Source organism: Aeromonas sp. s4 (genome assembly GCF_040907855.1).
Lineage (GTDB): Bacteria > Pseudomonadota > Gammaproteobacteria > Enterobacterales > Aeromonadaceae > Aeromonas > Aeromonas caviae.
In genome coordinates this window covers 95,284-121,810 of record NZ_JBFOCP010000024.1, presented here as the reverse complement: position 1 = coordinate 121,810, position 26,527 = coordinate 95,284, and the positions used below count along the sequence as shown (strand labels likewise).

The 26,527-nt window shown below is 62.8% G+C and carries 30 protein-coding genes and 1 pseudogene; 14 read left to right on the top strand and 17 right to left on the bottom strand.

From position 1 onward, the window contains the following. Positions 1-249, bottom strand: a pseudogene (locus AB5Y89_RS06960) (metal-dependent hydrolase); the annotation flags it as partial. A gap of 29 nt (positions 250-278) precedes the next feature. Between AB5Y89_RS06960 and AB5Y89_RS06955 the strand changes: the two are divergent. The 3 genes from AB5Y89_RS06955 (at position 279) to AB5Y89_RS06945 (ending at position 2,525) form a co-directional block, all read left to right on the top strand. Beyond that, positions 279-1,073 (top strand): hypothetical protein, encoded by a 795-nt coding sequence (locus AB5Y89_RS06955; protein WP_368223266.1) that lies wholly within the window; start codon positions 279-281, stop codon positions 1,071-1,073. Between the two features lie 113 nt (positions 1,074-1,186). Then, positions 1,187-1,819: a hypothetical protein gene (locus tag AB5Y89_RS06950; RefSeq protein WP_316286669.1), complete on the top strand. Its 633-nt coding sequence runs from the start codon at positions 1,187-1,189 to the stop codon at positions 1,817-1,819. Positions 1,820-2,282: 463 nt separating this feature from the next. Continuing rightward, the gene (locus AB5Y89_RS06945) at positions 2,283-2,525 is read left to right on the top strand and encodes a DUF3297 family protein (protein ID WP_010673692.1); all 243 of its coding nucleotides are present in this window, start codon (positions 2,283-2,285) and stop codon (positions 2,523-2,525) included. A gap of 272 nt (positions 2,526-2,797) precedes the next feature. Here AB5Y89_RS06945 and AB5Y89_RS06940 read toward each other — a convergent pair whose 3' ends face one another. Continuing rightward, the gene (locus AB5Y89_RS06940; RefSeq protein WP_368223264.1) at positions 2,798-3,232 is read right to left on the bottom strand and encodes a DMT family transporter; all 435 of its coding nucleotides are present in this window, start codon (positions 3,230-3,232) and stop codon (positions 2,798-2,800) included. A gap of 10 nt (positions 3,233-3,242) precedes the next feature. Next, complete coding sequence (locus tag AB5Y89_RS06935; RefSeq protein WP_080769911.1) at positions 3,243-3,731, bottom strand: DMT family transporter; 489 nt, start codon at positions 3,729-3,731, stop codon at positions 3,243-3,245. Between the two features lie 100 nt (positions 3,732-3,831). Between AB5Y89_RS06935 and AB5Y89_RS06930 the strand changes: the two genes are divergently transcribed. The 6 genes from AB5Y89_RS06930 (at position 3,832) to tauD (ending at position 9,815) form a co-directional block, all read left to right on the top strand. Next, positions 3,832-4,725: a LysR family transcriptional regulator gene (locus tag AB5Y89_RS06930; RefSeq protein WP_368223263.1), complete on the top strand. Its 894-nt coding sequence runs from the start codon at positions 3,832-3,834 to the stop codon at positions 4,723-4,725. 150 nt (positions 4,726-4,875) lie between these two features. Further along, on the top strand, positions 4,876-5,979 hold the full coding sequence (locus tag AB5Y89_RS06925) for an ElyC/SanA/YdcF family protein (RefSeq protein ID WP_010673688.1): 1,104 nt from the start codon (positions 4,876-4,878) through the stop codon (positions 5,977-5,979). Positions 5,980-6,298: 319 nt separating this feature from the next. Beyond that, positions 6,299-7,273 (top strand): taurine ABC transporter substrate-binding protein, encoded by a 975-nt coding sequence (gene tauA, locus AB5Y89_RS06920; RefSeq protein WP_368223261.1) that lies wholly within the window; start codon positions 6,299-6,301, stop codon positions 7,271-7,273. Positions 7,274-7,289: 16 nt separating this feature from the next. Beyond that, a complete protein-coding gene (gene tauB / locus AB5Y89_RS06915) occupies positions 7,290-8,057 on the top strand; it encodes a taurine ABC transporter ATP-binding subunit (protein ID WP_368223259.1) in 768 nt (255 codons plus the stop codon). Then, entirely contained in the window at positions 8,054-8,884 is an 831-nt protein-coding gene (gene tauC, locus AB5Y89_RS06910) for a taurine ABC transporter permease TauC (protein ID WP_368223258.1), read from the top strand. The genes tauB and tauC overlap by 4 nt, the downstream gene beginning before the upstream one ends. A 79-nt stretch (positions 8,885-8,963) precedes the next feature. Next, entirely contained in the window at positions 8,964-9,815 is an 852-nt protein-coding gene (tauD, locus tag AB5Y89_RS06905; RefSeq protein WP_052815882.1) for a taurine dioxygenase, read from the top strand. 161 nt (positions 9,816-9,976) lie between these two features. On the opposite strand, the gene AB5Y89_RS06900 is transcribed toward tauD, so the two are convergent. The 8 genes from AB5Y89_RS06900 to AB5Y89_RS06865 all read right to left on the bottom strand — a co-directional run bounded on the left by AB5Y89_RS06900 (position 9,977) and on the right by AB5Y89_RS06865 (position 17,822). Then, positions 9,977-10,345, bottom strand: coding sequence for a DUF1428 domain-containing protein (locus AB5Y89_RS06900; RefSeq protein WP_139736972.1), 369 nt, complete (start codon positions 10,343-10,345; stop codon positions 9,977-9,979). Positions 10,346-10,428: 83 nt separating this feature from the next. Then, positions 10,429-11,790 carry an MFS transporter gene (locus AB5Y89_RS06895; RefSeq protein ID WP_041213223.1) on the bottom strand — a complete coding sequence of 454 codons (1,362 nt, stop codon included), beginning with the start codon at positions 11,788-11,790 and terminating at the stop codon, positions 10,429-10,431. A gap of 164 nt (positions 11,791-11,954) precedes the next feature. After that, entirely contained in the window at positions 11,955-12,848 is an 894-nt protein-coding gene (gene cyoE, locus AB5Y89_RS06890; protein WP_010673685.1) for a heme o synthase, read from the bottom strand. A gap of 8 nt (positions 12,849-12,856) precedes the next feature. After that, a complete protein-coding gene (locus AB5Y89_RS06885) occupies positions 12,857-13,186 on the bottom strand; it encodes a cytochrome o ubiquinol oxidase subunit IV (protein ID WP_010673684.1) in 330 nt (109 codons plus the stop codon). Beyond that, on the bottom strand, positions 13,187-13,882 hold the full coding sequence (locus AB5Y89_RS06880) for a cytochrome o ubiquinol oxidase subunit III (RefSeq protein WP_080560441.1): 696 nt from the start codon (positions 13,880-13,882) through the stop codon (positions 13,187-13,189). After that, positions 13,803-15,779, bottom strand: coding sequence for a cytochrome o ubiquinol oxidase subunit I (gene cyoB / locus AB5Y89_RS06875; RefSeq protein WP_041211612.1), 1,977 nt, complete (start codon positions 15,777-15,779; stop codon positions 13,803-13,805). The genes AB5Y89_RS06880 and cyoB overlap by 80 nt, the downstream gene beginning before the upstream one ends. 3 nt (positions 15,780-15,782) lie before the next feature. Beyond that, entirely contained in the window at positions 15,783-16,871 is a 1,089-nt protein-coding gene (gene cyoA / locus AB5Y89_RS06870; protein WP_080767819.1) for a cytochrome o ubiquinol oxidase subunit II, read from the bottom strand. A gap of 507 nt (positions 16,872-17,378) precedes the next feature. Further along, on the bottom strand, positions 17,379-17,822 hold the full coding sequence (locus tag AB5Y89_RS06865; RefSeq protein ID WP_109422028.1) for a carboxymuconolactone decarboxylase family protein: 444 nt from the start codon (positions 17,820-17,822) through the stop codon (positions 17,379-17,381). 119 nt (positions 17,823-17,941) lie between these two features. Between AB5Y89_RS06865 and AB5Y89_RS06860 the strand changes: the two genes are divergently transcribed. Next, positions 17,942-18,850 carry a LysR family transcriptional regulator gene (locus tag AB5Y89_RS06860; protein ID WP_039039206.1) on the top strand — a complete coding sequence of 303 codons (909 nt, stop codon included), beginning with the start codon at positions 17,942-17,944 and terminating at the stop codon, positions 18,848-18,850. Between the two features lie 90 nt (positions 18,851-18,940). On the opposite strand, the gene AB5Y89_RS06855 is transcribed toward AB5Y89_RS06860, so the two are convergent. The 3 genes from AB5Y89_RS06855 to AB5Y89_RS06845 all read right to left on the bottom strand — a co-directional run bounded on the left by AB5Y89_RS06855 (position 18,941) and on the right by AB5Y89_RS06845 (position 20,768). Beyond that, on the bottom strand, positions 18,941-19,270 hold the full coding sequence (locus AB5Y89_RS06855; protein WP_191967283.1) for a DUF3634 family protein: 330 nt from the start codon (positions 19,268-19,270) through the stop codon (positions 18,941-18,943). Positions 19,271-19,365: 95 nt separating this feature from the next. Next, entirely contained in the window at positions 19,366-20,337 is a 972-nt protein-coding gene (locus tag AB5Y89_RS06850; RefSeq protein WP_368223256.1) for a nucleoside hydrolase, read from the bottom strand. Between the two features lie 131 nt (positions 20,338-20,468). Beyond that, positions 20,469-20,768 carry a DUF3861 domain-containing protein gene (locus AB5Y89_RS06845; protein ID WP_041214821.1) on the bottom strand — a complete coding sequence of 100 codons (300 nt, stop codon included), beginning with the start codon at positions 20,766-20,768 and terminating at the stop codon, positions 20,469-20,471. Positions 20,769-20,849: 81 nt separating this feature from the next. Here AB5Y89_RS06845 and AB5Y89_RS06840 point away from each other — a divergent pair, with 81 nt between their 5' ends. Further along, positions 20,850-21,272 carry a MarR family winged helix-turn-helix transcriptional regulator gene (locus AB5Y89_RS06840; RefSeq protein WP_113736097.1) on the top strand — a complete coding sequence of 141 codons (423 nt, stop codon included), beginning with the start codon at positions 20,850-20,852 and terminating at the stop codon, positions 21,270-21,272. A 129-nt stretch (positions 21,273-21,401) separates the two neighbouring features. Further along, on the top strand, positions 21,402-21,971 hold the full coding sequence (locus AB5Y89_RS06835) for a HutD family protein (RefSeq protein ID WP_029314060.1): 570 nt from the start codon (positions 21,402-21,404) through the stop codon (positions 21,969-21,971). On the opposite strand, the gene AB5Y89_RS06830 is transcribed toward AB5Y89_RS06835, so the two are convergent. Both AB5Y89_RS06830 and azu read right to left on the bottom strand, forming a co-directional pair. Then, a complete protein-coding gene (locus AB5Y89_RS06830; protein WP_103244534.1) occupies positions 21,968-22,171 on the bottom strand; it encodes a hypothetical protein in 204 nt (67 codons plus the stop codon). The genes AB5Y89_RS06835 and AB5Y89_RS06830 overlap by 4 nt on opposite strands. Before the next feature lie 181 nt (positions 22,172-22,352). Then, positions 22,353-22,793 (bottom strand): azurin, encoded by a 441-nt coding sequence (azu, locus tag AB5Y89_RS06825; RefSeq protein ID WP_043155526.1) that lies wholly within the window; start codon positions 22,791-22,793, stop codon positions 22,353-22,355. A 299-nt stretch (positions 22,794-23,092) separates the two neighbouring features. On the opposite strand from azu, the gene AB5Y89_RS06820 reads away from it, so the two are divergent. Next, positions 23,093-24,136 (top strand): FAD:protein FMN transferase, encoded by a 1,044-nt coding sequence (locus AB5Y89_RS06820; protein WP_368223254.1) that lies wholly within the window; start codon positions 23,093-23,095, stop codon positions 24,134-24,136. A 41-nt stretch (positions 24,137-24,177) separates the two neighbouring features. Here the strand turns inward: AB5Y89_RS06820 and AB5Y89_RS06815 are convergent, their stop codons facing one another. After that, positions 24,178-24,603, bottom strand: coding sequence for an Hsp20/alpha crystallin family protein (locus AB5Y89_RS06815; protein ID WP_039039212.1), 426 nt, complete (start codon positions 24,601-24,603; stop codon positions 24,178-24,180). A gap of 270 nt (positions 24,604-24,873) precedes the next feature. Between AB5Y89_RS06815 and AB5Y89_RS06810 the strand changes: the two genes are divergently transcribed. Continuing rightward, positions 24,874-26,520, top strand: coding sequence for a response regulator (locus AB5Y89_RS06810; RefSeq protein ID WP_010673669.1), 1,647 nt, complete (start codon positions 24,874-24,876; stop codon positions 26,518-26,520). The last annotated feature ends 7 nt before the right edge of the window (positions 26,521-26,527 follow it).

The window sequence follows — 26,527 nt, the reverse complement described above, 5'->3', positions numbered from 1 at the left end:
CCTGCCCCACCCCCGCCACCCCATCAACACCAGCATCAATACAACCCCCGGCAGCCAGACCCAATAGAGCTCGGAGAGGATCACCGCTTCACCCCGGGCGGTGAGATAGGCCTCCAGCTTGAAGGGAGCGACCCGGATCAGCTGCCAGGGGGCGAAGCAGCGCTCGTCACGCCACGGCCAGAGCCAGCCAACCCCCTTGCCGCCGGTGGTAAACGAGTCGAGCAGGCTGTGGGAGAGCAGAGAGACCAGAGCGGTGGCGGAATGCTGGGAGTATTCCTATGGACAGGCAGGCTCGTCTCCATTCGTGGCTCAAAACGCTTGCCATGGGTATCCATCTTACGCATCATTCACCATTTATAGAGTCATACGAAAACGGAATTGTGATGAAAAAAGGGTTATTCCTGCTTTTAATGCTGTTGCAAGCACAAGTTTTAGCCGAAGGCGCCCCTCTGAAAGCCAAAGATCCGCTCGATTTTATTCCCAAGGGATATGTTGTCTTTGAGAAAATCGAGGGGGATTTAAACAAGGATGGCCAGAGTGATATGGTCATCGTCATCAAAGGCACTGACAAGCGCAATGTCATTGTTGACGAATACCGTGGTGAGCTTGATCGTAATCGGAGAGGTCTTATCATTGCGTTCAATAAGGGGGATCACTATGAGCTGGCGCTCGATAATCCAAGCTGTTTCTCCTCGGAGAATGAAGATGGTGGTGTCTATTTTGCCCCTGAGCTTTGGGTCTCCGTAGAAAAAGGGATCTTGCAGATCCACTATGGCCATGGACGTTATGGTTACTGGTCTTACAAATTCAGATATCAGAACGCCGGTTTCGAATTGATTGGCTACGACATGAGTGAAAACCGCGGCCCCCTCGTCGAGCGGGTGACGAGCATCAACTTCTCGACCAAGAAAATATTAATAAAGGAGAACATCAATCAGGATGCGCAAGAAGATGGTGACGAAATCTTCAAAGAAACCTGGAAACGATTCACCCTGCCAGCACCGTTTACCCTAAAAACGGTTGCTGACTTTGATGATTTTTACTACGACAAACTGTACAAAATCATTCTCTAGATACCTTGAAGGGTATCTGGATAAAAAGACTACATATATAAAAAACGGTAAATCCAAGCGAAGGCAGCGTATACCCAAGGCTTTGTGAGAATTTGTACATACAAGGAAAAGTAATGAATACAAATCAATTTGAGATGAGAATCCACAATCAACAGATTGCTTGGATTGCTCCTATAATAGAACAATGGGGACTACTCCACAAAGAATTCACTGAACAGAAGCAGTATAATGACTGTCTCTACTGGTATAATGAACAGGCTAATGTAAGCGCCTTTTCAGGAGCTGTTTGGAGAAGTGGCGGAATTGCCTTGGAAGAGTACTCCAGCCAAAAAGGTAACATAGATAACACGGTTAACGGCCGTGTTGATCTGTATTTTTCAAAGCAAGCTAATATCGCTATTGCTGAAGCAAAGATGGAATGGCTGTATTTTGGTGAACGAGCTAAATCAGATCTAGATGAAAAAATAAACTCGGTGGTGGGAAAGGCAAAGAATGATATAGAACATAGCCTAGGCCCCAGCGCCTATCACCTCGGCATAGGACTTTCCTTTATCGCTCCATATTGGCGAAAAAATTATGATGGTTCACAAGATATGCTGTCACTTAGGGCGTTGATAAGGTCATACAACTGTGCCTTCTATGCAATATTTGAGTCCAGTCGTGATGTCATCAGTAGCAAAGGCAATGTTTGCAATGCAATAGTTCTTATTGGCACCATGCATGTAAAGTCAGAAGACATTGTGTAGATATATAAATACTGTTATTTCTTAAGGTTTGGTCGCATGGCCTGCCCACAAAAATGTGGCTTCCGAACTTGCTCTATAATCAAATGTCATCACATAAAATGAAAAGGGAATTCTTGTGAGCTCTGAATATATTGAGGTAAGCAAACAGTTTTCTGTTGGGTGGGGAACATTGATGTTAATCAATGCTGTCCTCGCCCAAGGGAAGAATCGTAGCGGTTTAGCCTGGTTCTTCATTTCATTATTCTTAGGTCCTTTTACAACCTTGATATTGGCTTTGGTACCGAAGCTACCTGAAAATCAGTAAAAACATGGCAACCACCGTCTTTCTGAGCCGGTTATAGCCGCTGCCAGGGCAGCAACTGTAGCCAGACCTTGTCCACCCCCATGGGATGCAGCCCGGCCTTGAGCCCATGGCGGGCATTGCCTACAATGACCCACTTTTTATCACACTCAGGTCTATAAAATGAGCGACAACAAACCTGCACTGCCCGACCGTCTGGCGGCCAACCCGCGCAGCCCGCACCATGTGGCAGAGTGTTTCGAGCACGAGATCGGCATTCGCGTAAACGGCAAGGAGCGCACCAATGTCGAGGAGTACTGCATCAGCGAAGGTTGGGTGAAGATCCCCTCCCCCAAGGCCAAGGATCGCTACGGCAACCCCATGCTGATCACCGTCAAGGGCACCGTCGAGGCTTTCTACGCCTAAGCGGCCCTGACCGCGCGCCCCGCCGGGCCCGCCGCCATGCTGTTCAGAACACCGGCCTTGCGCCGGTGTTCTGCTTTTGGGCTGGCCCAGGGTTACAGGCAGCCTCTCTTTCTTTGCTCTCTGTTGCCTTCCTGTTTCTTCCTTTCCCTCCCTTTCTTTCGCCTTTTCCTTTTCATCTGGGCCCTGATCCGGCTGGCGAGCCACCTTTGGCATCCAGGCAGGGCGACACTCTTGTCATCCCTGCCGGTTTACCCAGGCCATCACCGCATCACTCACCCTCGGGAGCGCGACTTGCCGCCCTGCCAGCGTTGCAGCGCAGCCCCCGCCAGCACCAGCAGGATGCCGAGCAGATCGCTCGCGGCCAGCCGTCCGGCCAGGGCATCGAGCAGGGCGCCCCCCGCCAGCTGGCCCGTGACGATGAGCAGGGCGCAGGCCAGGGCGCCGATCCGGCCGATGGCCCAACTGCTGATGGCGACGAACAGCGCCCCCAGCACGCCGCCGAGCAGCAGCCAGGGATCGAGCCCGGCGAGCCGCTCCCAGGACGCCCCCTTGAGGATGAGCAGGGCGCCGAGCAGCCCGAAGCCGAGCAGGTGGTTGGCAAGGGACGCCGTCATGGCGCCCCGGGCGCTGGCGAGGCGGCCATTGAGGGTGCGCGACAGGCTCACCGCCACGCCGTTCAGCAGTCCCAGCAGGATCAAGAGGGTCATGGTGTCTCTCCTAATGCAGCACGATAAGCAGGGCGCCGGCCATCACCAGCAGGGCGGCGAGCGCGTCTTTTCCCGAGGGGCGGCGGCGAGCCAGTCCGAGCCAGCCGAGGCCATCGCACAGGGCACCAAACAGCAGTTGGCCGAGCAGCAGCAGGGCCAGGGTGCCCGCCATGCCGAGGGGCGAGTTGAGGCACAGGGCCGCCAGCACCACGGTGAGCGCCCCCGGCAGACCGCCGAGCCAGGCCCAGGGCGGGGCCGCCTCCGGCGTCGGGGGCCTTGGGGAGAGCCACCACAGGAGCCCGGCCACCAGGCTGCCGACCCCGTGGGCCAGCCAACTTGCGAGCCAGGGGTCGGTGGCGCGGGACAGGGCGCCGTTCTGGGCGATCATCAGCGCCAGCAGCAGGCCGGCGGCGAAGGCGGCCAGGGCACCCAGGGTCTGGCCAAGTGTCTGGCCGAGGGCGGGGCGGCCGGGGCCGCGGTCAACAAGCGGGGGGATCATGGGGTTGCTCCTTGGTTGAACTGACGAGCAGGGTAAATTGTTTTTGATTTGGGGATAATCTACCCTCCTGGAACAACATTGTTTCCATATCGAGAACAACATGAACCAGGAAGCCTTCGCCCTGCTCCCCGCCTTCGTCGCCGTGGTGGAGTCGGGCACCTTCTCCGGCGCCGCCCGTCAGCTCGGCCTCAGCAAGTCGGTGCTGAGCAAGAAGGTGAGCCAGCTCGAGCAGGCCCTCGGCTGCCAGCTCCTCTATCGCACCACCCGTTCCCTCACCCTCACCGAGGCGGGGGAGCGCTACTTCGAGACGGTGCGCCATGCAGTGCGCCTGGCCAGCGACGGGGAAGATGCCATCGGCGCCCTGCAATCGGCCCCCCGCGGCCTGCTGCGGGTGACGGTGCCCATGGTCTATGGCCGGCGCCACATCGCCCCCCTTGTCCCCGAGTTTCTCGCCCTCCACCCCGAGGTGCAGTTGCAGCTGGAGATGAGCGACGCCCGGCAGGATCTGGTGGCCGAGGGGTTCGACGTGGCGGTGCGCATCGGCGAGCTGGAGGATTCGAGCCTGGTCGCCCGCCGCCTCGCCCTCTGTCTCAGCACCCTGTGCGCCGCCCCCGCCTACCTGGCGCAGGCCGGCACGCCCCGCAGCCCGGCGGATCTCGAGCGCCACAACTGCCTCTTCTACTCCCTGTTTCGCGGCGGCACCCAGTGGCGGCTGCACGGGCCCGAAGGAGAGGTGGCCATCACCCCCAGGGGCAATTTCGAGGTCAACAACAGCGATGCCATCCACACCGCGCTGCTGGCGGGGCTTGGCATCGGCAACATGCCGGACTTCATCGTGGCGCGGGATCTCGCCATCGGGCGGCTGGTGCCCGTCCTGCCAGACCATGCCCTGCCCGAGCACGGCATCTGGTGCGTCTATCCCAAGCGCCGCCACCTGCCCGCCAAGGTGGAGGCCTGGCTTGCCTTCCTGCAGGCGCGTCTGGGGCTGCGCTGAGGGGGGCCATCGGGATAACCGGAACGGTTCACGTTTTTTTCATCGGGAAGGGAGTAGAGTAGGCAGCAAACCAAGCATCTGTTTTTATTGGAAAAGCATTCAGGGGACGAGCCACGGCATCGCGCCCCGCACCCCAGAGAGAGCCCCATGATGAAGAAAACCGCGATTGCCCTGACCCTCACCAGCCTGCTGACGCTGCCGCTCGTTGTCTCATCCGATGCCTGGGCCGCCCCGGTGCGCTCCCTGCAAAAGGAGCAGAATTACGAGCAGTTCATCAGCAAGCGCCAGGTGGTGGATCAGCTGCTGGCAGACGCCGCCCGCATCTTCCACTCCCCCGCCCGGGTCTCCGATGCGGGCTTCACCGCCAAGATGCCGAGCAACATGGAGCAGGTGACCACCCTGCTGCTGGAGGCCCACCAGCTCGAGCCCTATCGCACCGATCTGCTCATCTCGGCGGCCAACGCCCAGATCTACAACGGCAACGTGGACAGGGCCATCGCCCTGTTCGAGCAGGCCCTCACCGCCGCCCCGGACGATCTGGACATCAACACCTATCTGGCCACCTGGCAGCGCTTCAAGGGCAACCAGGCCAAATCCGATGGCTATCTCAAGCGGGTCGGCGAGCTCAATGCCGGTCGCGCCGCCGACTTGCAGCGACTGTTCGCCACCGTGGACAGGGTGGTCGCCACCCCCCTCAAGGAGCGTCAGGGACGGGGCGAGAAGAAGGGGCGCCGCGCCATCGTCACCCTGGGCTATGCCCTCAATCCCGATGGCTCCATGCACGACATCCTGCTGGGACGCCTCGAGACCACCCGCGCCCTGGCCCAGGCCGATCCGGCGGCCCTCGTCATCCTCACCGGCGGCGTGCCCCAGAACCGCCAGACCGAGGGCAAGCTGATGGCGGACTGGCTGGCGAAAAAGGGCATCGACCGCTCCCGCATCATCGAGGAGAACTACGCCACCAGCACGGTGGAGAACGCCCTCTACAGCGGCTATGCCCTCGCCCGCCACGAGATTGAGTTCGCCACCCTGGTGAGCTCGGCGAGCCATGTGCGCCGGGGCCAGACCCTGCTGGAAATCGCCTGCTGGCAGAGCGGCCCGGCGAACATCCGCATCGACAGCGTCGCCTACCCGGACAAGCCCCTCTCGGCCCTGGCCAAGGCGAGCCCGGAGGAGCTGCTTGGCATCTACCGGGACGCCCTGCGCACCTATGGCCTGTGGAGCTACCGCTCGGCCCCGCTGGTGGAGCGCTGATCCCCCGGCCCCGCCACCCTGGCGGGGCCTTTTCCTCCCTTCCCCCTACCAGTCACTGCCCCCCTCTGCCCTCCCTGTTGGCCTACCCCCGCACGCACCTGCCGGCCCCTGGGGGCCGCCCCTTGGCCCCTTGCGTCAGCCACCCGATAGACGGCGGGTGAGCAAGCTATCCACTTTCTGGCATATCTCAATCAGATCATTGATTTACCGTTCTTTTTCTAAGAACCAAACGGCATGAGAGCACCCTTCTCGTTCCTTCGCCCCCGGGGATGTTCAGATAAAGATGTGGCTTCCAACACCCCCAACAAGGAAGTGCATCATGACAGCAAAAGGCATCTCTCTGTGGCTTGCGGCCTCCATGCTGCTCGGCCAGTCCGCCCAGGCCCTCGACGTCACCGTGGCCTACCAGACCTCCGCCGAACCTGCCAAGGTAGCCCAGGCCGACAACAGCTTCGCCAGGGAGAGCGGCGCCACCGTGGATTGGCGCAAGTTTGACAGCGGCGCCAGCGTGGTACGGGCGCTCGCCTCCGGCGACGTGCAGATAGGCAACATCGGCTCCAGCCCCCTGGCGGTGGCGGCGAGCCAGAATCTGCCTATCGAGGTGTTCCTGCTCGCCTCCAAGCTCGGGGAGTCCGAGGCCCTGGTGGTGAAGCAGGGGCTCGCAAAACCCGAGGATCTCGCGGGCAAGCGCATCGCCGTGCCCTATACCTCCACCACCCACTACAGCCTGCTGGCGGCCCTCAGGCACTGGAACGTCGACCCCGCGACGCTGCAGATCGTCAACCTGCAACCACCGGCCATCATCGCCGCCTGGCAGCGGGGCGACATCGACGGCGCCTATGTCTGGGCCCCCGCCCTCAACCAGCTCACCAAGGAGGGCAAGGTGCTGACCGACTCCGCCCAGGTGGGTGACTGGGGGGCGCCGACCCTGGACGTCTGGGTAGTGCGCAAGGACTTTGCCAAGGCCCACCCCGAAGTGGTGCAGGCCTTCGTGAACAGCACCCTGGCCGCCCAGCGCGACTACCTGGCCAACCCCGACGGCTGGCTCACCAAGCCGGACAACCTCGCCAAGCTGGCCAAGCTGAGCGGCGTTCCCGAGGCGGACGTTCCCGCGCTGGTGAAGGGCAACACCTACCTCGATGCGAAGGCCCAGAGCGCCGAGCTCGGGCGCCTCGTCAACCAGACCATCATCGACACCGCCCGCTTCCTCGAGAGCCAGGGCAAGGTCGCGAACGCCGCCTCGGACTACCGCCAGTTCGTGACCGATCGCTTCGTGAAAGCCGTGGCCCAGTAAATCCAAGGAGACGACCATGCTGCAGCTCTCTCATGTGTCCGCCGAGTACGCTGGCAGGCGGGTGCTCGACAACATCAACCTCTCCCTGTCCGAGGGGGAGCTGATGGTGGTGCTGGGGCCCTCGGGCTCCGGCAAGACGACCCTCCTCAACCTGGTGGCGGGCTTCGAGCCTTGCCACCACGGCCAGATAAGCCTTGAGGGCAAGCCGGTCACCGGCCCCGGCGCCGAGCGCGGCGTGGTGTTCCAGAGCGAGGGGCTGCTGCCCTGGCGCAACGCGCGAGACAACGTGGCACTCGGCCTGCAGCTGGCGGGCGTGCCCAGTGCCGAACGCACCGAACAGGCCCGAGCACTGCTGCGTCAGGTGGGGCTGGAGGGGGCCGGCGATCGCGCCATCTGGCAGCTCTCCGGCGGCCAACGCCAGCGGGTCGGCATCGCCCGGGCCCTGGCCACCCAACCCCGCCTGCTCCTGCTGGACGAGCCCTTCGGCGCCCTGGACGCCTTCACCCGGGAGCAGATGCAGACTCTGCTGCTGCGCCTGTGGCACGAGCACCGGCGTCAGGTGCTGCTCATCACCCACGACATCGAGGAGGCCATCTTCATGGCCACCGATCTGGTGCTGCTCTCCCCCTCCCCCGGGCGGGTGACGGAGCGGCTGACCCTGGATTTCGGTCGCCGCTTCGCCGCCGGGGAGCCCTGCCGCAGCATCAAGTCCGATCCGGCCTTCATCGAGCGCCGTGAATACGTGCTGGAACGGGTGTTCGCAGAGCGGGAGGCCTTCGCATGACTCTCGCCCTCGCCCGGCAACGGGATCTCACCCACGCACGGGCAGCGGGCTGGCCCCTGTCCCGCCGTCTGACCCTGAGCCTCGCCACCCTGCTCATGCTGCTGGCCCTGTGGTGGCTGGTGGCCCACTTCGGCTGGGTCGATCCCCTGTTCCTGCCGCCCCCACAGCGGGTGCTGGCACAGCTCATCACCATCGCAGGCCCAACGGGCTTTATGGATGCCACCCTGTGGCAACACCTGGGGGCCAGCCTGGGGCGCATCCTGGTGGCGCTCGCTGCCGCGGCGTGCTTTGGCATCACGGTGGGCATCGCCATGGGGCTCTCCCCCACCGTGCGCGGCGTGCTGGATCCCCTCATCGAGCTCTACCGCCCGGTGCCGCCGCTCGCCTACCTGCCACTCATGGTGATCTGGTTTGGCATCGGTGAAACATCGAAGGTGCTGCTCATCTATCTGGCCATCTTCGCGCCCGTGGCCCTGGCGACCCTGGCGGGGGTGCAGAGCGCCAATGCGGTGCGAGTGCGGGCAGCCCAGGCGCTGGGCGCATCCCGGTCCCAGGTGCTCTGGCACGTGATCCTGCCAGGGGCCCTGCCGGACATCCTGACCGGGCTGCGCATCGGGCTCGGGGTGGGCTGGTCCACCCTGGTGGCGGCCGAGCTTATCGCCGCCACCCGGGGGGTGGGCTTCATGGTGCAATCCGCCGGCGAGTTTCTCGCCACCGACGTGGTGCTGGCGGGCATCCTGGTGATCGCCCTGATCGCCTTCGTACTGGAACTGGGACTGCGCGCCCTGCAGCGCAGGCTCACCCCCTGGCATGGAGAAGGACAATGAGCCACAGGCTGACCTCTTTCCTTCGCCCCCCTTTCCTATTGGTATCGGGCCTTCACGCCCCCAGACATGGAGCAAGACCATGACCGACAAGTTGACCATTACCCCCCTCGGCCCCCACATCGGCGCCGTCATCGCCGGCGTCAATCTGGCCGAGCCCCTGAGCCAGGAGCAGTTCGAGCAGCTCCATCGCGCCCTGCTCAAATACCAGGTGCTGTTCTTTCGCAACCAGCCCATCACCCCGCGAGCCCAGCGGGCGCTGGCGAACCGCTTCGGGGATCTGCACATCCACCCCGTCTACCCCCACACGGAGGAGGCCGAGGAGATCATCGTGCTCGATACCCACGATGACAATCCGCCGGACAACGACAACTGGCACACCGACGTGACCTTTATCGAGACGCCCCCGGCACTGGCCATTCTGGCCGCCAAGCAGCTGCCCCCCACCGGGGGGGACACCCTCTGGGCCAGCGGCATCGCGGCGCTGGCGGCCCTCTCCCCGCCCCTGCAAACCCTGCTGGCAGGGCTGGAAGCCGAGCATGACTTCACCAAGTCCTTCCCGGCCCATCGCCATGATGACAGCGAGGAGGCGCGCCAGCGCTGGCAGGCGGCCGTGGCCCGTCACCCGCCCCTGCGCCACCCGGTGATCCGCACCCACCCGGTGAGCGGCCGTCAGGCCCTGTTCGTCAACGAGGGGTTCACCACCCGGCTGCCCGGGCTGCCCCCCAAAGAGAGCGAGGCCCTGCTCGGCTTTCTGTTCGAGCACATCACCCGCCCCGAGTTCCAGGTGCGCTGGCGCTGGCAGGAGAACGACATCGCCATCTGGGACAACAGGGTGACCCAGCACTATGCCAATGCCGACTACCTGCCGGCCCGCCGGGTGATGCACAGGGCCACCATTCTCGGGGACAAGCCCTTCTGGCGCCCGGGCTGAACATCCCTCATGGAGAGCGACCATGAGATAACGCCCAGCAAAAAGCCCGCCGGCTGGCGGGCTTTTTCATCATCTGACGGGCCTGGGTCTCGCTGACGGGCCTGGGTGTTGCTATCGGCCCTTGCGCTCCGGCCACCAGGGTGAAGCCCCGATGGCCGGTCTCAGCCCTTGAGCTCCAGCACGGTGTTGAAGCCTCCGAAAATCATGCGGGCGCCATCAAACGGCATGGTCTGGTGCAGGGGATTGGCGGGGTCCATCCTGGGGTCCTGCATCATCTTGCCCATGGCGTCGTCCCGCACCGCCTTGCTCGGCCACTCCACCCAGGAGAAGACCACGGTTTCATCCTCCCTGGCCGCCACCGCCCGGTAAAAGTCGGTCTGCTTGCCGTGGGGCACATCGTCCCCCCAGCACTCCAGCACCCGGGTGGCGCCGTATTCGAGGAAGATGGGGTCAAACTGCCCCGCATGATCGATCAGGGCCTGCTTGTTGGCCGTCGGCACGGCGAGCACGAATCCGTCCACGTATGACATCAGAGGTTCCTCCTGTGAGTGAGGATCTCAGCATAGCAGCCGCCCATCAGCCCGCGCTCTGCGCCGCCCCGCGCAGCCAGCCATCACAACGAGACCAGCCGCTCCAGATCGCTGCGGGTCAGGCGCTTGCTGTCCACCTTCACGTAGAGGGAGTGCTCCTCGCGCACCAGCAGCACGTCGCTTACCCCCTCGCAGGCGCGGATCCGCTGCTCCAGGGCCGGGGTGGCCTCGACCCCTTCCGGCAGCACGATGCGCAGGCTGCTCACATAAGGGGGCTCGGCCATGGTGAGGCTCACCCCGAGCCAGGCGAGGGCCAGGGCGGCGCAACCGCCAAACACCAGGGGGCCGCCCCCCAGGCTGTAGAGCAGGCCGCCGAGACTGCCGCCGATGGCAACCCCGAGGAACTGACTGGTGGAGTAGACCCCCATGGCGGTGCCCTTGTAGCCCGGCGGGGACTCCTTGCTGATAAGAGACGGCAGCAGCGCCTCCATCACGTTGAAGCCGATGAAGAAGAGCTGCAACCCGGCGAGCAGACCCCACAGCTGCTGGCCGCTCTGCCAGAGCACCAGCTCGGCGGCCAGCATCACCACCACGCACCCGATGAAGACCCGCTTCATCTGGCGGTGCTTCTCGGCATAGATGATGAAGGGCACCACGCTCACGAAGGCGATCAGCATGGTGACCAGATAGGCCTGCCACTGGCTGTCACGGGGCAGGCCCGCACGTTCCAGCAGGGGCGGCAGGGCCACGAAGCTCGACATCAGCAGGGTGTGGACGCAGAGGATGCCGAGGTTGAGTTTGAGCAGGCGAGGGTTGGTGAGCACGGTACGAAAGCTGCCTCGCACCATGGCGGACTCGCGATTTTGCAGGTGGGCCGCCGGGGTCGGCACCACCCAGAGCACCATGGCGATGGCGGCCAGGGCCAGCAGGGCGATGAGCCAGAAGAGGCCGGACAAGCCCAGGGCATGGGTGATGAGGGGGCCGGTCACCATGGCGATGGCGAAGGTGATGCCAAAGCTCACCCCGATGAAGGCCATCGCCTTGGTGCGGTTCTGCTCCCGGGTGAGATCCGACAGGAGCGCCATGACGGCGGCGGAGATGGCGCCGCTCCCTTGCAGGGCGCGCCCGACGATGACCCCCCAGATGGCGTCGCTCAGGGCGGCGATGACGCTGCCAAGGGCAAACATCAGCAGGCCACCGACGATGAGGGGCTTGCGCCCCACCTTGTCGGAGAGCAGGCCGAAGGGGATCTGGAACAGGGCCTGGGTCATGCCGTAGATGCCGATGGCAAGCCCGATGAGCGCCTCGGAGGCGCCCGCCAGGGACATGCCGTAGGTGGTCAGCACCGGCAGCACCATAAACATGCCGAGCATGCGCAGCGAGAAGACGGAGCCGAGCGCCCAGGTCGCGCGTCGCTCGCCCCTCGTCATGGTGAAATCATTCATGAGGGCCTCGATGAGTCAAAAAGAAGAGAGAAAGAAAGGGGTGACAGGCGCCCGGCCGCCCCGAAAAATCGGCGATGCCCCTCGCAGGGCGGCGCCCATAATAGCAGAGCCGGGAAGATTCCCGGCTCTGGATTTCATGCATTTCAGGGGTGCAGTTCACACTATCAGGGCAGCATGCTCACCAGCACCGGCGCTGCGTCCGGCTGGAAGTCCACCGACATCATCACGCTCAGGCAAGTAATGGTGACGATGGAGAACATGAACAGCTTGCGCGCCCAGAGGGAGTCGTCCACCGCCGCCTTGTAGCCCGACAGCGCCATCCCCAGCCACCAGACGCTCACCGCGGTGGCCACCACCAGATACTTGTACCCGGCGTAGCCGCCGAGGAACAGCATCAGGGTCGGCACCATGAACGCCAGGATGTAGAGGGTGATGTGGAGCTTGGCCACCGGGATCCCCTTCACCACCGGCAGCACCGGGATGTTGGCAGCCTGGTAGTCCTTGAAGCGGAAGATGGCGATCGCATAGGAGTGCGGCATCTGCCACAGGCTGAAGATCGCCAGCAGGATCAGGGCCCCCGAGTCGAACTGCCCGCTCACCGCGCAGTAGCCGATGACCGGCGGCGCGGCGCCGGAGAGGCTGCCGACCAGGGTGCCATAGACCGAGTGGCGCTTCATGTAGAGGCTGTAGACCCCCACATAAACCAGGAAGCCCAGCACCGCCAGCAAGGCGGCCAACGGATTGGCCGCAAAGTAGAGCAGTGCAATGCCCGCAACGCCCAGCGCCGTCGCATACCAGAGGGAGACACCGGGGGCGATGAGCCCCCGCACCAGGGCGCGGTTCTTGGTGCGCTCCATGATGCAGTCGATGTCCCGGTCGATGTAGTTGTTGAACACGCAACCGGAGGCCACCACCAGTGACACCCCCACCATGGTCAGGATGAACAGGGGCACATCCAGGCTCCCCTTCGAGGCCAGCAGGAATCCCCCGATAACCGAGATGAGGTTGCCGAAGATGATGCCCGGCTTGGTCACTTGCAGGTATTGCTTCATCATCATCAACCCGCTCAGTGAACCATCATGTTGATGTTGAGGTTGTACATGATCCACAGGGAACCCACGACCACGATGGCGATGATGAGCACGGTAAAGACCAGTGCCACCAGGTTCCAGCGCTCCTCGGAGGAGGTGTTCATGTGCAGGAAGTAGACCAGGTGTACGAAGATCTGCACCACCGCCATGGCCACCACGGTGCCGAGCACCACGGCGTGGGAGGCGGAGCCGTCCATCACCATCCAGAACGGCACGGCGGTCAGGATGAGTGACAGCACGAAACCGATCATGTAGGACTTGACGCTGCCGTGGCTGGCGCCGTGATTGTCAACGGAATGACTCATTTACATGACCCCCATCAGATAGACCACGGTGAAGACGCAGATCCATACCACGTCGAGGAAGTGCCAGAACAGGCTCAGGCACATCAGGCGAGTGCGGTTGCGCTCGGTCAGCCCCTTCTTGGTGATCGACACCATCATCACGATGATCCAGACCAGGCCGCTGGTCACGTGGATACCGTGGGTCCCCACCAGGGTGAAGAAGGCAGAGAGGAAACCGCTGCGATCCGGGCCCGCCTCGTGCACGATCAGGTGATGGAACTCGTAGATTTCCATCGCGATGAAGCCGGCACCCAGCAGGAAGGTGACGAACAGCCAGGTGTTGACCGCCGCGACCTTGTTCTTGTTCATGGCCAGCATGCCGAACCCGAAGGTGATGGAGCTCAGCAGCAGCAGCATGGTTTCGGCGAACACGAACGGCAGTTCGAAGATGTCCTTGCCGGTGGGGCCGCCGGCAGTGCCGTTGACCAGGACCGCATAGGTCGCGAACAGGGTCGCGAACAGGATGCAGTCACTCATCAGGTAGATCCAGAAACCGAATACCTTGGTGGCACCGGCATCGTGGTGCCCATCCTCATGGGCACCGTGAGAGTGATGTAGTACGTCAGTCGCCATGGAATTAAGCCACCTTGTTGATGTTGTCGAAATGCTGACCTTCGATGCGCTCGATCTCGTCAACCTGTACGTAGTAGTCCACATCGTCGTTGAAGCTGTGGATGATCCAGGTGGCGATCATGCCGATGAAGCCGGCGATGGCCATCCACCAGATGTGCCAGATCATGGCAAAGCCGAACACCACGCTGAAGGCGGCGATGATGACACCGGCACCGGAGTTCTTCGGCATGTGGATGGGGGCATACTGGGCAGGCTTCTTGTAAGCGCTGCCGTCAGCCTTGGCTTCCCAGAAGGCGTCCAGACCGGTGACCTTCGGCTCGATGGCGAAGTTGTAGAACGGCGGCGGAGAGGACGTCGCCCACTCCAGGGTACGGCCACCCCAGGGATCGCCGGTCAGGTCGCGGTTCTTCTCGCGGTCGCGGATGCTGACCACGATCTGGATGACCTGGCACAGCACGCCCAGGGCAATCAGACCGGCGCCGCAGGCGGCGACCACCAGCCAGCCGTGGAACTCGGGATCGATGTTCTGGCTGACACGACGGGTCATGCCCATGAAGCCCAGCACGTAGAGCGGCATGAAGGCCACGAAGAAGCCGGTGATCCAGCACCAGAAGGCACGCTTGCCCCAGACGTCATCCAGCTTGAAGCCGAACGCTTTCGGGAACCAGTAGGTGATACCGGCGAAGCAGCCGAACACCACGCCGCCGATGATGACGTTGTGGAAGTGGGCGATGAGGAACAGGCTGTTGTGCAGCACGAAGTTGGCGGCAGGCACGGAGAGCAGTACCCCGGTCATGCCACCCACGGTGAAGGTGATGATGAAGCCGACGGTCCACAGCATGGGCGAGGTGAACTCGATGCGACCGCGGTACATGGTGAACAGCCAGTTGAAGATCTTCACCCCGGTCGGGATGGAGATGATCATGGTGGTGATGCCGAAGAAGGCATTCACGTTGGCGCCGGACCCCATGGTGAAGAAGTGGTGCAGCCAGACGATGAACGACAGCACGGTGATCGCCACGGTTGCCCACACCAGGGAGGTGTAACCGAACAGCTTCTTCTTACAGAAGGTCGCCACCACTTCGGAGAAGATCCCGAACACCGGCAGCACCAGGATGTACACCTCGGGGTGACCCCAGGCCCAGATCAGGTTGATGTACATCATCATGTTGCCACCCATGTCATTGGTAAAGAAATGGGTACCCAGGTAGCGGTCTGCGGTGAGCAGGGCGATGGTGACGGTCAGGATCGGGAAGGAGGCGATGATCAGGATGTTGGCACACAGGGCGGTCCAGGTGAAGACCGGCAGGCGCATCATGGTCATGCCAGGGGCACGCATGCGGATGATGGTGGCGAAGAAGTTCACGCCGGTCAGCAGGGTCCCCAGACCCGAAATCTGCAGACTCCATATCCAGTAATCGACCCCGACCCCGGGACTGAACTCCAGCCCCGACAAGGGCGGATAGGCCAGCCAGCCGGTCTGGGCGAATTCACCGACCCCGAGGGAGACGTTGATCAGCACCACGGCCGCGGCGGTGAACCAGAAGCTCAGGTTGTTCAGGAAGGGGAAGGCCACGTCACGGGCACCGATTTGCAGCGGCACCACGATGTTCATCAGACCGATCACCAGCGGCATGGCCACGAAGAAGATCATGATGACGCCGTGGGCGGTGAAAATCTGGTCGTAGTGATGGGCGTTCAGGTAGCCTTCGCCACCCCCGGAGGCGATGACCTGCTGGCCACGCATCAGCACGGCGTCGGCAAAGCCACGCAGCAGCATGACCATGCCCAGAATGAGATACATGATACCGAGGCGTTTATGGTCGACCGAGGTCAGCCACTCTTTCCACAGATATTGCCACTTGCCGTAGTAAGTGATGAGACCGGCGATGGCCAGGCCCCCCAGAATGATACCGGCTATCGTGACCATGATGATGGGTTCATGGTACGGAATAGCCTCGAGTGTCAATTTTCCAAACATCGATTATTCCTCGGATCCTGCTTTCACACTCTTGTCGGCCGACATGGCCATGTGTCCGGCATGGGCGTCATGGTTCATGGCCTGGTTCTCCATGGCGTCCTCTTGCGAGGCCTCATGGTTCATCCCTTCGTGGTCCATGGCACCCGCTTTCGGGGCGGCGTCATGGTTCATGGCCTCGTGGTTCATGCCCTCGTGATCCGCAGAGCCCGCAGCCGGGGTGGCGTGACCACCATGGGACATGCCGCCCATGAACTTGTTGATGATGTTGACGAACAGCTTGGGATCGGCGCTGGCGAAGTACTCCACCGGGTGGTTTTCGCTCTTCTTGGCCAGGGCATTGAACTCATCCATGGTGCTCAGGGCCTTGGAAGAGGCCTTCACCTTGGCTACCCAGGCGTCGAAACCGGCTTGGTCCTGGGTCGCGATGGCCTTGAACTTCATGCCGGAGAAACCGGCACCGCTGTAACCGCCGGAGATGCCCTTGTACTCGCCCGCTTCGTTGGCAATCAGGTGCAGCTTGGTCTGCATGCCGGCCATGGCGTAGATCTGGCCGCCCAGTTGCGGGATGAAGAAGGAGTTCATCACGGTGTCGGAGGTCACCCGGAAGTTGACCGGGGTGTTGACCGGGAAGGCCAGCTCGTTGACCGACGCAATGCCCAGCTCCGGATAAACGAACAACCACTTCCAGTCCAGGGAAATGACATCCACCTGAACCGGTTTGACGTCCGATTCCAGCGGCTTGTAGGGGTCGAGGGAGTGGGAAGTTTTCCAGGTGATCACCGCCAGGATGACGATGATGATGACGGGTACAGTCCAGACGACTGCCTCAATCTTGTTGGAGTGGGCCCAGTCCGGCGCATAGGTGGCACTGGTGTTGGACGCCCGGTATTTGTAGGCGAACGCCACCGCCATGACAATCACGGGCACCACCACGATCAGCATCAAGCCGAGTGCGGTGAGTATCAGTGACTTCTGCTCCATACCGACCTGCCCCTTGGGGCTCATCAGTGCCATGTCGCAGCCACTCAGCAAGCTGGCGGTCGCGAGCAGCAGCAAAGCGCCCAAGCCCCTCTTCACATCAAAGAGTCTCATGCAATGTCCTCATCTTTTGAAGGCTTATTGGTATAAAAAAATGCAGCATTTTATTGCATCAGACCGGCATGTGAACAACATGAAAAATTAATCCCAAAAATGTTCAAAAGGTGATGGAAAGCGGTATCAGATGTTAATCCCTTGACAATGACCAATTTATTCAAGTTACACCGCGGCAATTCATCTTCCGTTAATCTCTCGTGCCACCAAAAGTGACCACCAATTAACCAAAAAGATCCATCTGGTCTGTTTTTAACCCGCCATTGCGATCAAAAAAGAGCCATACAGCCCCTTTTCGACTCACAGGTCATTTCTCCACACCTTGATCTGGATGGGTATTTTTCGGGGAAGATTAAAAAAATAATTAATCAAACGAATGTATGATTAACTTCCCGCCCCCCGACAACGGTCGCAACCCCTGGCGCCAGAAGGCACACTTCGTAACAAAACGGGCCCTTGTGCGGGCCCGTTGACAATCGTTTTCTCTCCCTCCCTCGAGGTCCGGTGTCAGGAGTGATCGTGTTCCATCCGGGTCGCCACGGCGATCCGGTTCCAGGCGTTGATGGTGACCACCTGCATCAGACACTGGGCCAGCAGGGTTTCCCCCAGTTGGGCCAGCGCCGCCTCATAGGTCTGCGCCGTGAGCCCCTTGTCGGCGATCAGGGTCACCTCGTCGGTCAGGGCCAGCACCGCCCGCTCCCGGGCGTCGAACAGCGGCGACTCCTGCCAGGCGGCCAGCGCCAGCAGACGCTGGGCGCTCTCCCCGTGCTTCATCGCCACGTCGGCGTGCATCTCGATGCAGTAGGCGCAGCCGTTGATCATGGAGGCGCGCAACTTGATGAGCTCCTTGAGCGACAGGGGAATGTCGGTGCCCCCGAGGTAGGACTCGAGGCCCATCATGGCCGAGACGGCGGCAGGCACCTGGTTGGCGAGCTGGATACGGTGTGACATGGCAAGACTCCTGTGATGGACCCCGGATGGGGCGGTGAGCTGATTGTTCACTTTTTCATTGTTGATTAGAATATCGTCATAACCTGCAACAGTTTTGCGTTTATCGCAAAGGTGAATCCATGCTGGATCGCATCCGCATCCTGGCCCAGGTGGTGGAATCGGGCAGTTTCTCCCGTGCCGCCCGCGCCCTCAACCAGGCCCCCTCCTCCGTGACCCGTGCCATCGACGCCCTGGAGCAGCAGCTCGGGATCCCGCTCTTCAAGCGCAGCACCCGCCAACTGGTGCTGACCGAGCAGGGCGCCTATTTTCTCGCCCGCTCCCTGCCCCTGCTGGAGGAGGCGGATCAGCTGGTGCAATCCCTGCAACCCCTCTCGGTGGCGCCAGAGGGGCCGCTGCGGGTCTCGGTGTTCGAGAGCTTCGGCGCGTCCTGGCTCTCTCCCCGCCTGCCCGACTTCCTCGCCCGCTACCCCGGGGTGCGCCTGGAGGTTGCGCTGGACAACCGCATGGTGGATCTCGATGCCGAGAACGTGGACGTGGCGGTGCGCATCGGCAAGCCCGCCGACAGCAGCCTGCACACTCGCCATCTGCTCACCAACCGCTCGCTGCTGGTCGCCTCCCCCGCCTATCTGGCCCGCCATGGCGAACCCGCCCATCCCGCCGAGCTGGCCCACCACAACTGCCTCATTCGCGGGCATGGGCGCCAACGCCAGCACTGGTACTTCCAGCAGGGCACGGAGCGCGAGAAGGTGGCGGTGCAGGGCAACCTTGCCTCGGTCGGGGGCACGCCCCTGCTCTGCGCCGCCCTCGCGGGGTGCGGCGTGCTGCTGCTGTCGAGCTGGATGGTGCAGCAAAGCATCGACGAGGGCACCCTGCTGCCGCTGCTGCCAGAGTGGCTCGCCTCCCCCTACGAGGATCGCCAGGACGAGATCCACGCGGTGTTTCGTGGCGGCCGCTTCCTCAAACCCCAGACCCGCGCCTTCATCGACTTTCTGGTCGAGGCGATCAGGCCCCTGCAAGGGCCGCGCTGACCGCAACAGGGCCTCCTGGCGAAACCCTGAAAACGCAGACGCCGGGCACAGGGCCCGGCGTCTGGAAATGAGGGTCGCCACGGCGACCGCTCAGCGTGATTTTCGCCCGTCAGGGCTCGGGGAGAGCCCCCGGTAATCCCCGTAGGGGAAGATGTTGCGCAGGCGCTGGGCCACGGGCTCGGGGATGGAGCGGGAGAAGACCAGCCTCACCCCGTTGCCGTCCCGCAGGCCCAGGATGCGCCCGCGCACCGGCTCATGGTGCAGGATCTGGGTCGCCTGGGCCACAAAGCGCGGCGGCACCGAGCCCCGCTTCACCACCACCTTGCCCGGCGCGAGCCGGACCTCGAACAGGGCGCCGCGCCCCAGCGTCATCAACCACCCGATCAGGGCTATCGCCACCAACAGAGACAACCAGGCCATTGCGTCTTCCTCCCGTCAACCCGATGTTCGCCAGTATAACCGGGGGCGCCTCACCATGACCCGGCCGCCATCACGCTTTCACTCACTGCCGGGCCTTATCGGCGCCCCTTGCCCCAGGCCACCAGGGTATCCCGATAGAGGGCGAGCAGGGCCTGATCCCGCACCGCGATCCCGACCTGCTGGGCCGGGCAGTCGGCCCACTCGTCATGGGGATGGCGGGTGTCGTCAAATTTTTGCAGGGTATGGCCGATGGCGGGCCCCTCGGTGATGACCCGCACCGGCCCCTTGCGCAGGGTGAACAGCGCAGGATCGATCACATAGGCGATGGCGGAGGGATCGTGCACATGGCACCCCGCCATGCCGATGCGCTCGGAATAGAAGCGCAGGTAGAAGCGGCTGACATCCCACAGGAAGCGGCCCGGCTCCCCCGCATCGTCCCGCAGGGCATCCAGATAGTCGGCGGTGAAGATGCTCTGCTGGGTGACGTCGAGCCCGATGATCACCAGGGGCCAGGGGGCGGTGAAGACCCGGTCCGCCGCATCGGGATCGTCGTGGATATTGGCCTCGGCACAGGGGGTCACGTTGCCGCGATGGCCGTTGACGCCAAAGGCGCCGCCCATCACGACCACTTCTTTCACCAGGGCGGCTACCTCGGGGGCCGCCTCGAGCGCCAGCGCCAGGTTGGTGAGGGGCCCGATGGTCACCAGGGTGATCTCGCCGGGATGGGCCTTCACCGTCTCGACGATGTATTGCCAGGCCGGGCGGGGATCCGGGATGAGGGTCACCTCCCCCGCCTGGACGTCGCCAAAGCCGCTCGGGCCGTGCACCACTGTCGTCGGCCCCACGGGCTCGCGCAGCAGCGGCGCGGCGGCGCCCCGGGCCACGTCCGCCTTCATGCCATATTTTTGCTTGAGCCAGAGGGCGTTGCGGGTGCCGTTTTCGATGGTGGCATTGCCAAACACCGTGGTGATGGCGAGCAGGTCAATGGCGGGGTGCGCCTCGGCAAACAGAATGGCCATGGCATCGTCGATGCCGGGATCGGTATCCAGAATGATCTTGTGGGTCATGGGTCCTCCGTGAAACGAGCTGCCAGTGTAGCGGGCCCTCGCCGCTTTGACAGCACCGGGATCACAACCTCGGGGTTTCCTTTGCATCAGGCATGCTGGCGGGACCACTCGCCCTTTGGGTCAGGGCAGGGTCACTCGGAAGGGGCGACCACGGCCTCCTCTCCCCTGGCGGTGCGTTTCAGTTGCCCCATGAATTGCTTGAAATGGGGGAGAAACCCCTTGAACAGCTCCTCTTTGCGATGCTGCATCATGACTTCGCCAAACAGCTTCAACCCGACGATAAACGCCTGATGTTCCTGCTCCGACATGGGCAGCTTCCCCTTGCTGAGCGCCAGGATGGCAAAGATGTCGTCGTGATTCTGGCAGTCGAACTGCAACGGGGGCACCTCGCGGTCCAGCGCCTGGACCTGTACACGATAAGTGTGTGGCATCTTTCATCTCCTCTCGGGCTGGGCTTTTGCCCATATGGTTGATAAAATCAATTAAACCCTTTCAAGTTGACTTTATCAACCATGAAGTTGTCAAACCGCCTCTTCCGGATCCTCGATCAGTACAAAATCGCCATGACGCAGCATTTTCGGGCACAGCAGATCGCCCTTAGCCCCCTCCATTACAAGGTGCTGCAACTGATCCATGCGCTGGATCCCGCCACGCCGCAGCTCATCGCGCAGCGGTCGGGCCGCGACAAGGCGCAGGTGACGCGCCTGCTGCAGGAGATGGAGAAACAGGGGCTCATCGAGAAGCGGCCCCATCCCACTGACAGACGCAGCATCTGTCTGGCCTTGACCCCGCTGGCCTGCGAGCGGGTCAGCCAGGGGGAGCAGGAGGCTGCACGGCTCGACGAACGGCTGTGTTCCCTGCTGACGCCGGCGGAGATAGCGCAATTGCAGCAACTGCTGGACAAGATAGAAAAAGGGCTTGAGTCGACCGATTAGGGTCAGCGTCAGGGGGTCCGCTGCCTGATTTGTGGCCAACCAGCGCGGCCTGCGCTGGCGGCGCCTTGTGAGCCACTCCCGGAGATGGTATCACTGGCCCCACTCTCCCCTTCCCGCCGAGGCGACATCGTGATCACCCTGATTAAAGAGTCCGACCAGTTGAAAATGCCCTGGAAGAACAGGCAGGGCACCACGGCCCAGATCCTGATCTCCCCCCCTGGTTCGACCCTGGACAAGCTCGACTTTGACTATCGGCTGAGCTCGGCCCCCATCAAGGAAGCAGGGAGTTTCTCACGCTTTCCCGGCTACCAGCGCATCCTGCTGCCCGTCAGCGGTGCCGGTTTCGTGCTCAACGGCCACCCCTACGCCACCTTCGAGGCGGCCCACTTCAGCGGGGATGACGAGACCCGCTGCGAGCTGCTGAAAAAAGAGGTGACGGATCTCGGGCTCATCTACCACCCGGCGCGCATCAGTGCCAACGTGCGGGTGCTGAACCTGCCCTTCCCCCTCAGCCTCACCCTGGAGGCGGACAAGTGCTACCTCTGCCACCTGCTGGAGGGCCAGCTCACCGTGCAGGGGCAACAGGTCGCACCGGGAGAGACCCTGGTGGTGCAAGGGGAGGAGAGCATCCGCTTCGAGTGCGGGAAGAAGACCACCCTCGCCTTCTTTACCCTGCAGCCCAAGCAGGCCGCCGTTTAACGCCGGGGGGCACGGCCCCCGCTGTCGAGGCAGGCCTGCATGGTGTCATAGGGGGTATAGTGCCTGGTGCGGCTGTAGTAGGTGCCGCCCTTGGGGTGGCAGATGCCGCTCCGGCTCTTCTTCACCGGGGGCTCGGCGGCCAGCGCCATGGCGCACAGCAGCATAAGGCAACAGCCAAGCATCCATTTCACTGCGTTCATGCTCTCTTTTCCGAAGGGGCGTAGGCGGGCCACTGGCCCATTTGCGGCCTATTCTACGCCGGTCATCTCCTTGCCACCCCAGACCAGATCATGAAAGCACCGCGACGCAGCGCAAGCGAAGACAAAAAAGCCGGGACCCTCCCGGCTTTTGCTTGTGCTGGCGGCGACACGACCCTTGGCACTACCCCACCTTGAAGCTGCCCTTCATCAGGGCGAAGTGGCCCGGGAAGGAGCAGAAGAAGGTGAGATCCTTGCCCGCCAGGCCGTCGGTCTTGAAGGTAACGCTGGTGCTCTCGCCGCCCCCCACCAGCTTGGTGTGGGCCAGGATCCTGGGGTCATCCTTGGGCAGGTAGTCGTGATCGACCCCGGCGCTCATGCCGGCGGTGGCGATGGCCTGATAGTCGGCGGTGTTGGCCAGCACCCAGTTGTGGCCCATGTTGGCCACCGGCAGTTTGCCCGTGTGATTGAGGGTCACCGTCACCTCCTTGCAGGTGGCCGGCACGCTCATCGCCGTCTGGTTGAACTGCATGGCGTCATTGCCTTCGATCACCAGTGCGCACTCGTCGGCCAGGACCGGGGTGGCGAGGGAGCCAAGAAGCAGCAGGGTTAACACCTTTTTCATCACGTTCTCCTTTGATTGACGAAGGATGACAGCACAGGCATCTCGCCCCCGTGGGCGCGACCCGCAAAGATGCTGTCAGGATCGATCTTCATTGTATTCAAATGTCACCGAAGGACGACCGCTTTTGGGCCAGCCTGCGGGCCCGGTCACTTCTTTTCTCCCGACCCCGGGCCCAAAGCGGGTTGATCAAATTCCCCTCCGGCTTAATTATTTGCGGCCTTCCCGCCCACGGCCACTCGCCAACACCACAGCCGTTGGCTAAGCTGCTCCCCCGTCGATGACTCCCGCGAGAATGAGAGATGAAGTTCCCCTTTGCGCCTGCGCTGACGCGCACCCTGCTGCTCTCCCTGATCCTGCTGCTTGGCGCCTGCCAGCCGGCCCCGACCCAGACCCGCATCCAGGGCAACACCATGGGCACCTATTATGCGGTGACCCTGAGCGACCCCTTCCCCGGCGGACAGGGGGCACTGCAACAGGAGGTGGAGGCGCTGCTGGCACGCCTGAACAAGGAGATCTCCACCTATGATCCGGGCTCCCTCATCTCCCGCTTCAATCAGGGAACGGGGCAGCCCCCCCAGGTCATCCCGGCCACCATGGCGAAGATTGTGCAACAGGGCATTGACGCCGGGCACCTCACCCGGGGGGTTCTCGATGTCACCGTGGGCCCCCTGGTCAATCTGTGGGGATTCGGGCCGGACAAGCGCCCGGTCAGGCGGCCCGGCGCAGAGCAGATCGCCAAGGCGCGGGAGCGGGTCGGCATCGACAAGCTCACCCTGACCCCCGAGGGGGATCACTTCCTGCTCGGCAAGGCCATCCCAGACCTCTATCTGGATCTCTCCACCCTGGGCGAGGGGGCGGCCTCCGACGAGATAGCCGGGCTGCTGGAACAAAAAGGGGTCCACAACTACCTCATCGAGGTGGCGGGAGCGGTGCGCAGCAAGGGACACAACGACAAGGGCAATCCCTGGCGGGTGGCCATCGTCGAGCCCTCGGACAGACCGGGCGCCATCGAGGATGTGGTGACCCCGAACGGCATGGCGGTGAGCACCGCCGGCAGCTATCGCAACTATTACGAGCTCGACGGCAAGCGCTACTCCCACATCATCGATCCCGCCACCGGCGAGCCCGTGACCCACAAGCTGGTCTCCGCCACCGTCATCACCCCCACGGCCCTGGAGGCCGATGCCCTCGACACCGCCCTCATGGTGATGGGCCCCGAGCGGGCGATGGCCTTTGCCAGGGAGCACAAGCTGGCGGTCTATCTCATCGAGAAGACCGCCACGGGCTTTGCCGCCAGCCACACCCCCGAGTTTGCTCCCTATCTGGTGCGCAAGCAGCCCTGAATGACGAGGCTCCGCAGTGCGGGGCCTCGTTCACTGACCGCCTATTCGATGGGAATGCGGTGGGGCGCGGGGCTGGCCGCCTGCTTGGGCAGGCGCAGGGTGAGGATGCCGTTGTCAAAGCGGGCGCTCACCTGCTCTGGCGACACCTCCACCGGCAGCTCGACGCTGCGCGACACGCTGCCATAATAGCGCTCGCTGCGCAGGGCCCGTTCATCCTTGTTCTGGCTGTCAAACTGGCGGATCTCCGCCTTCAGGGTCACCAGCTTGCCGTGCACGTCCACGTGGATGTCCTCCTTCGCCACCCCGGGCAATTCCGCCTGCAGCAGGTAGTCATCCCCGCTCTCCCGCAGATCCAGCTTGATCTGGCTGGGCAACGGGTCCCCGTGCAGGGGGCGGATGTAGAAGCCGGAGGCCATGTCGTGGAACAGATCATCAAACAGGCTGGTGCGACTTGGTAGCAAACTCATCTGATCCCTCCTTGTGAGCGGGCAAGGGAGCAGACGGGCACCCTGCCCTTCTGCCGCCTCCCGCATGCTGATGCTCTTCAAGTCTAAAAACCGGGACAGCGCCTGCCAGTGCCAACTCACCTTCCCTTGACCTGGATCAAAGGCAAGACACCCTTTTTTCACCCAAGGTCTGCGGGAAAAACCGGGGGGCCTCCCCATGTGCAATTGCCTGCCTGCGGACTTTGGTGGCACACTTCTCCCACCAGCCCGTAGCGCCTTGATGCCAGACAGATGCAGACACCGGACTCCGTACCCGAGAAGAAACCCCAGCCCAAGCCCAAGCGCATCCTGCTGGTCAACGAACAGCGTTCCTTCCAGATGATGATGAAGGCGATGCTGATCAACATCGGCATCAACCGCATCACCTACACCAACTCCGCCGACGAGGCGCGCCGCCGCTGCCAGAAAGAGAGCTTCGACATCTATCTGCTCGACTATGAGCTGGGGGCGGGCGAGAACGGCCGCCAGTTGCTGGAAAGCCTGCGGGATCAGCAACTCATTCCGCCCCAGAGCGTGGTGATCATGGTCAGCAGCGACGGCTCCCGCGCCATGGTGCTGAGCGCGCTGGAAGCCGAGCCCGACGAATACCTGATGAAGCCCTTCTCCCAGGAGCAGTTCTCCTTTCGTCTCAAACGCGCCCTCGCCCGGCGCCAGGCGCTGGAGAGCGTCTTCAGCGCCCTCACCCGGGACGATCTGCCTGCCCTGGTGGAGGCCTGTGCCAAACAGGCGGACGCGGTGCCCCGCTTTGCCAACTTCTGCCGCTGCCTGCAGGCCGACACCCAGCTCAAGCTGGGCCAGGCCAAGGAGGCTCGCAGCCTGATGCGCCAGCTGCTGGCGGGGCAGGAGAACAGCTGGGCTCGCCTCACCCTGGGCAAGGCGTGCCATACCCTGGGTCTGCACGAGGAGGCGGTAAGCCACCTGCAAGCCACCCTGAAACACACCCCCCTGATGGTGGAGGCTTACCTCTGGCTCGCGGAGTCCCTGCTGGCGCTGGGCAATGACGAGCAGGCCCAGCAGGAGCTGCGCCGGGCGGTGGACATCTCTCCCCAGTCGGTGCAGCTCTCCCGCCGTCTGGCGGAGGTGTGCCTGCAACGGCACGACTACGCCCAGGCCAAGGACGTGCTGCTCGCCCTCATCGACTTGTCGCGCAACTCGATCCACCGCACGCCGCATTATCTCGGGGCCTATATCCAGACCCTCACCTTGTACGCCCTCAACAGCAACGACGGCTACCACATCGCCAACCTGCAAAAGCAGGTGAACTCAGCCCTGTCGCGCATCCGCGACTCCCTGATGATGTCGGAGTTCAACTACCCGGTGTTCGAGCAGATCTGCCAGGCCCGGGTGCGCATCGCCCTGGGGGAGCTGCTCAAGGGCAAGAAGATGCTCTATCGCGCCAACCAGAACTGGCTGGACGAGCCCGCCACCATGCCTCCGGCTCTCCTTGGCGAGACCATACTCGCCCTCTATCAGCTCGGGGAGTTCGAGTACGCCGAGAGCCTGCAACCCCTGCTGGCGGAGGATGAGGATCGGCTGCTCACCACCTGCATCCAGGTAACCCGGGATGACAAGACGGTGCAGGAGCGGCGCCAGCGCTATCAGCAGCTCAACGATCTGGGCATCAAGGCCTATCAGGCCGGAGAGCTGGAGCAGGCCCTCGGCCACTTTCGCGAGGCCCTGCGCCGGGCGCCCGCCAATACCGGCGCCGCCCTCAACAAGATCCAGGTGCTGCTGCAACTCATGCAGAAGAACCGCAAGAGCCCGGAGTTTGGCGCCGAGTGCAAGGAGACCCTGGAGGTGCTGGAAGGCATCCCCCTCAACCCCGCCCAGCAGGAACGTTTTCGCAAGCTGCGCCAGGAATATCATCAGCACAGCTGAATCCCCC

Coding starts and splice junctions, on each gene's coding strand:
- AB5Y89_RS06955 (WP_368223266.1), top strand. CDS start 279: ATGGACAGGCAGGCTCGTCTCCATTCGTGGCTCAAAACGCTTGCCATG.
- AB5Y89_RS06950 (WP_316286669.1), top strand. CDS start 1,187: ATGAATACAAATCAATTTGAGATGAGAATCCACAATCAACAGATTGCT.
- AB5Y89_RS06945 (WP_010673692.1), top strand. CDS start 2,283: ATGAGCGACAACAAACCTGCACTGCCCGACCGTCTGGCGGCCAACCCG.
- AB5Y89_RS06940 (WP_368223264.1), bottom strand. CDS start 3,232: ATGACCCTCTTGATCCTGCTGGGACTGCTGAACGGCGTGGCGGTGAGC.
- AB5Y89_RS06935 (WP_080769911.1), bottom strand. CDS start 3,731: ATGATCCCCCCGCTTGTTGACCGCGGCCCCGGCCGCCCCGCCCTCGGC.
- AB5Y89_RS06930 (WP_368223263.1), top strand. CDS start 3,832: ATGAACCAGGAAGCCTTCGCCCTGCTCCCCGCCTTCGTCGCCGTGGTG.
- AB5Y89_RS06925 (WP_010673688.1), top strand. CDS start 4,876: ATGAAGAAAACCGCGATTGCCCTGACCCTCACCAGCCTGCTGACGCTG.
- tauA (WP_368223261.1), top strand. CDS start 6,299: ATGACAGCAAAAGGCATCTCTCTGTGGCTTGCGGCCTCCATGCTGCTC.
- tauB (WP_368223259.1), top strand. CDS start 7,290: ATGCTGCAGCTCTCTCATGTGTCCGCCGAGTACGCTGGCAGGCGGGTG.
- tauC (WP_368223258.1), top strand. CDS start 8,054: ATGACTCTCGCCCTCGCCCGGCAACGGGATCTCACCCACGCACGGGCA.
- tauD (WP_052815882.1), top strand. CDS start 8,964: ATGACCGACAAGTTGACCATTACCCCCCTCGGCCCCCACATCGGCGCC.
- AB5Y89_RS06900 (WP_139736972.1), bottom strand. CDS start 10,345: ATGTCATACGTGGACGGATTCGTGCTCGCCGTGCCGACGGCCAACAAG.
- AB5Y89_RS06895 (WP_041213223.1), bottom strand. CDS start 11,790: ATGAATGATTTCACCATGACGAGGGGCGAGCGACGCGCGACCTGGGCG.
- cyoE (WP_010673685.1), bottom strand. CDS start 12,848: ATGATGATGAAGCAATACCTGCAAGTGACCAAGCCGGGCATCATCTTC.
- AB5Y89_RS06885 (WP_010673684.1), bottom strand. CDS start 13,186: ATGAGTCATTCCGTTGACAATCACGGCGCCAGCCACGGCAGCGTCAAG.
- AB5Y89_RS06880 (WP_080560441.1), bottom strand. CDS start 13,882: ATGTGGACTACTACGTACAGGTTGACGAGATCGAGCGCATCGAAGGTC.
- cyoB (WP_041211612.1), bottom strand. CDS start 15,779: ATGTTTGGAAAATTGACACTCGAGGCTATTCCGTACCATGAACCCATC.
- cyoA (WP_080767819.1), bottom strand. CDS start 16,871: ATGAGACTCTTTGATGTGAAGAGGGGCTTGGGCGCTTTGCTGCTGCTC.
- AB5Y89_RS06865 (WP_109422028.1), bottom strand. CDS start 17,822: ATGTCACACCGTATCCAGCTCGCCAACCAGGTGCCTGCCGCCGTCTCG.
- AB5Y89_RS06860 (WP_039039206.1), top strand. CDS start 17,942: ATGCTGGATCGCATCCGCATCCTGGCCCAGGTGGTGGAATCGGGCAGT.
- AB5Y89_RS06855 (WP_191967283.1), bottom strand. CDS start 19,270: ATGGCCTGGTTGTCTCTGTTGGTGGCGATAGCCCTGATCGGGTGGTTG.
- AB5Y89_RS06850 (WP_368223256.1), bottom strand. CDS start 20,337: ATGACCCACAAGATCATTCTGGATACCGATCCCGGCATCGACGATGCC.
- AB5Y89_RS06845 (WP_041214821.1), bottom strand. CDS start 20,768: ATGCCACACACTTATCGTGTACAGGTCCAGGCGCTGGACCGCGAGGTG.
- AB5Y89_RS06840 (WP_113736097.1), top strand. CDS start 20,850: ATGAAGTTGTCAAACCGCCTCTTCCGGATCCTCGATCAGTACAAAATC.
- AB5Y89_RS06830 (WP_103244534.1), bottom strand. CDS start 22,171: ATGAACGCAGTGAAATGGATGCTTGGCTGTTGCCTTATGCTGCTGTGC.
- azu (WP_043155526.1), bottom strand. CDS start 22,793: ATGAAAAAGGTGTTAACCCTGCTGCTTCTTGGCTCCCTCGCCACCCCG.
- AB5Y89_RS06820 (WP_368223254.1), top strand. CDS start 23,093: ATGAAGTTCCCCTTTGCGCCTGCGCTGACGCGCACCCTGCTGCTCTCC.
- AB5Y89_RS06815 (WP_039039212.1), bottom strand. CDS start 24,603: ATGAGTTTGCTACCAAGTCGCACCAGCCTGTTTGATGATCTGTTCCAC.
- AB5Y89_RS06810 (WP_010673669.1), top strand. CDS start 24,874: ATGCAGACACCGGACTCCGTACCCGAGAAGAAACCCCAGCCCAAGCCC.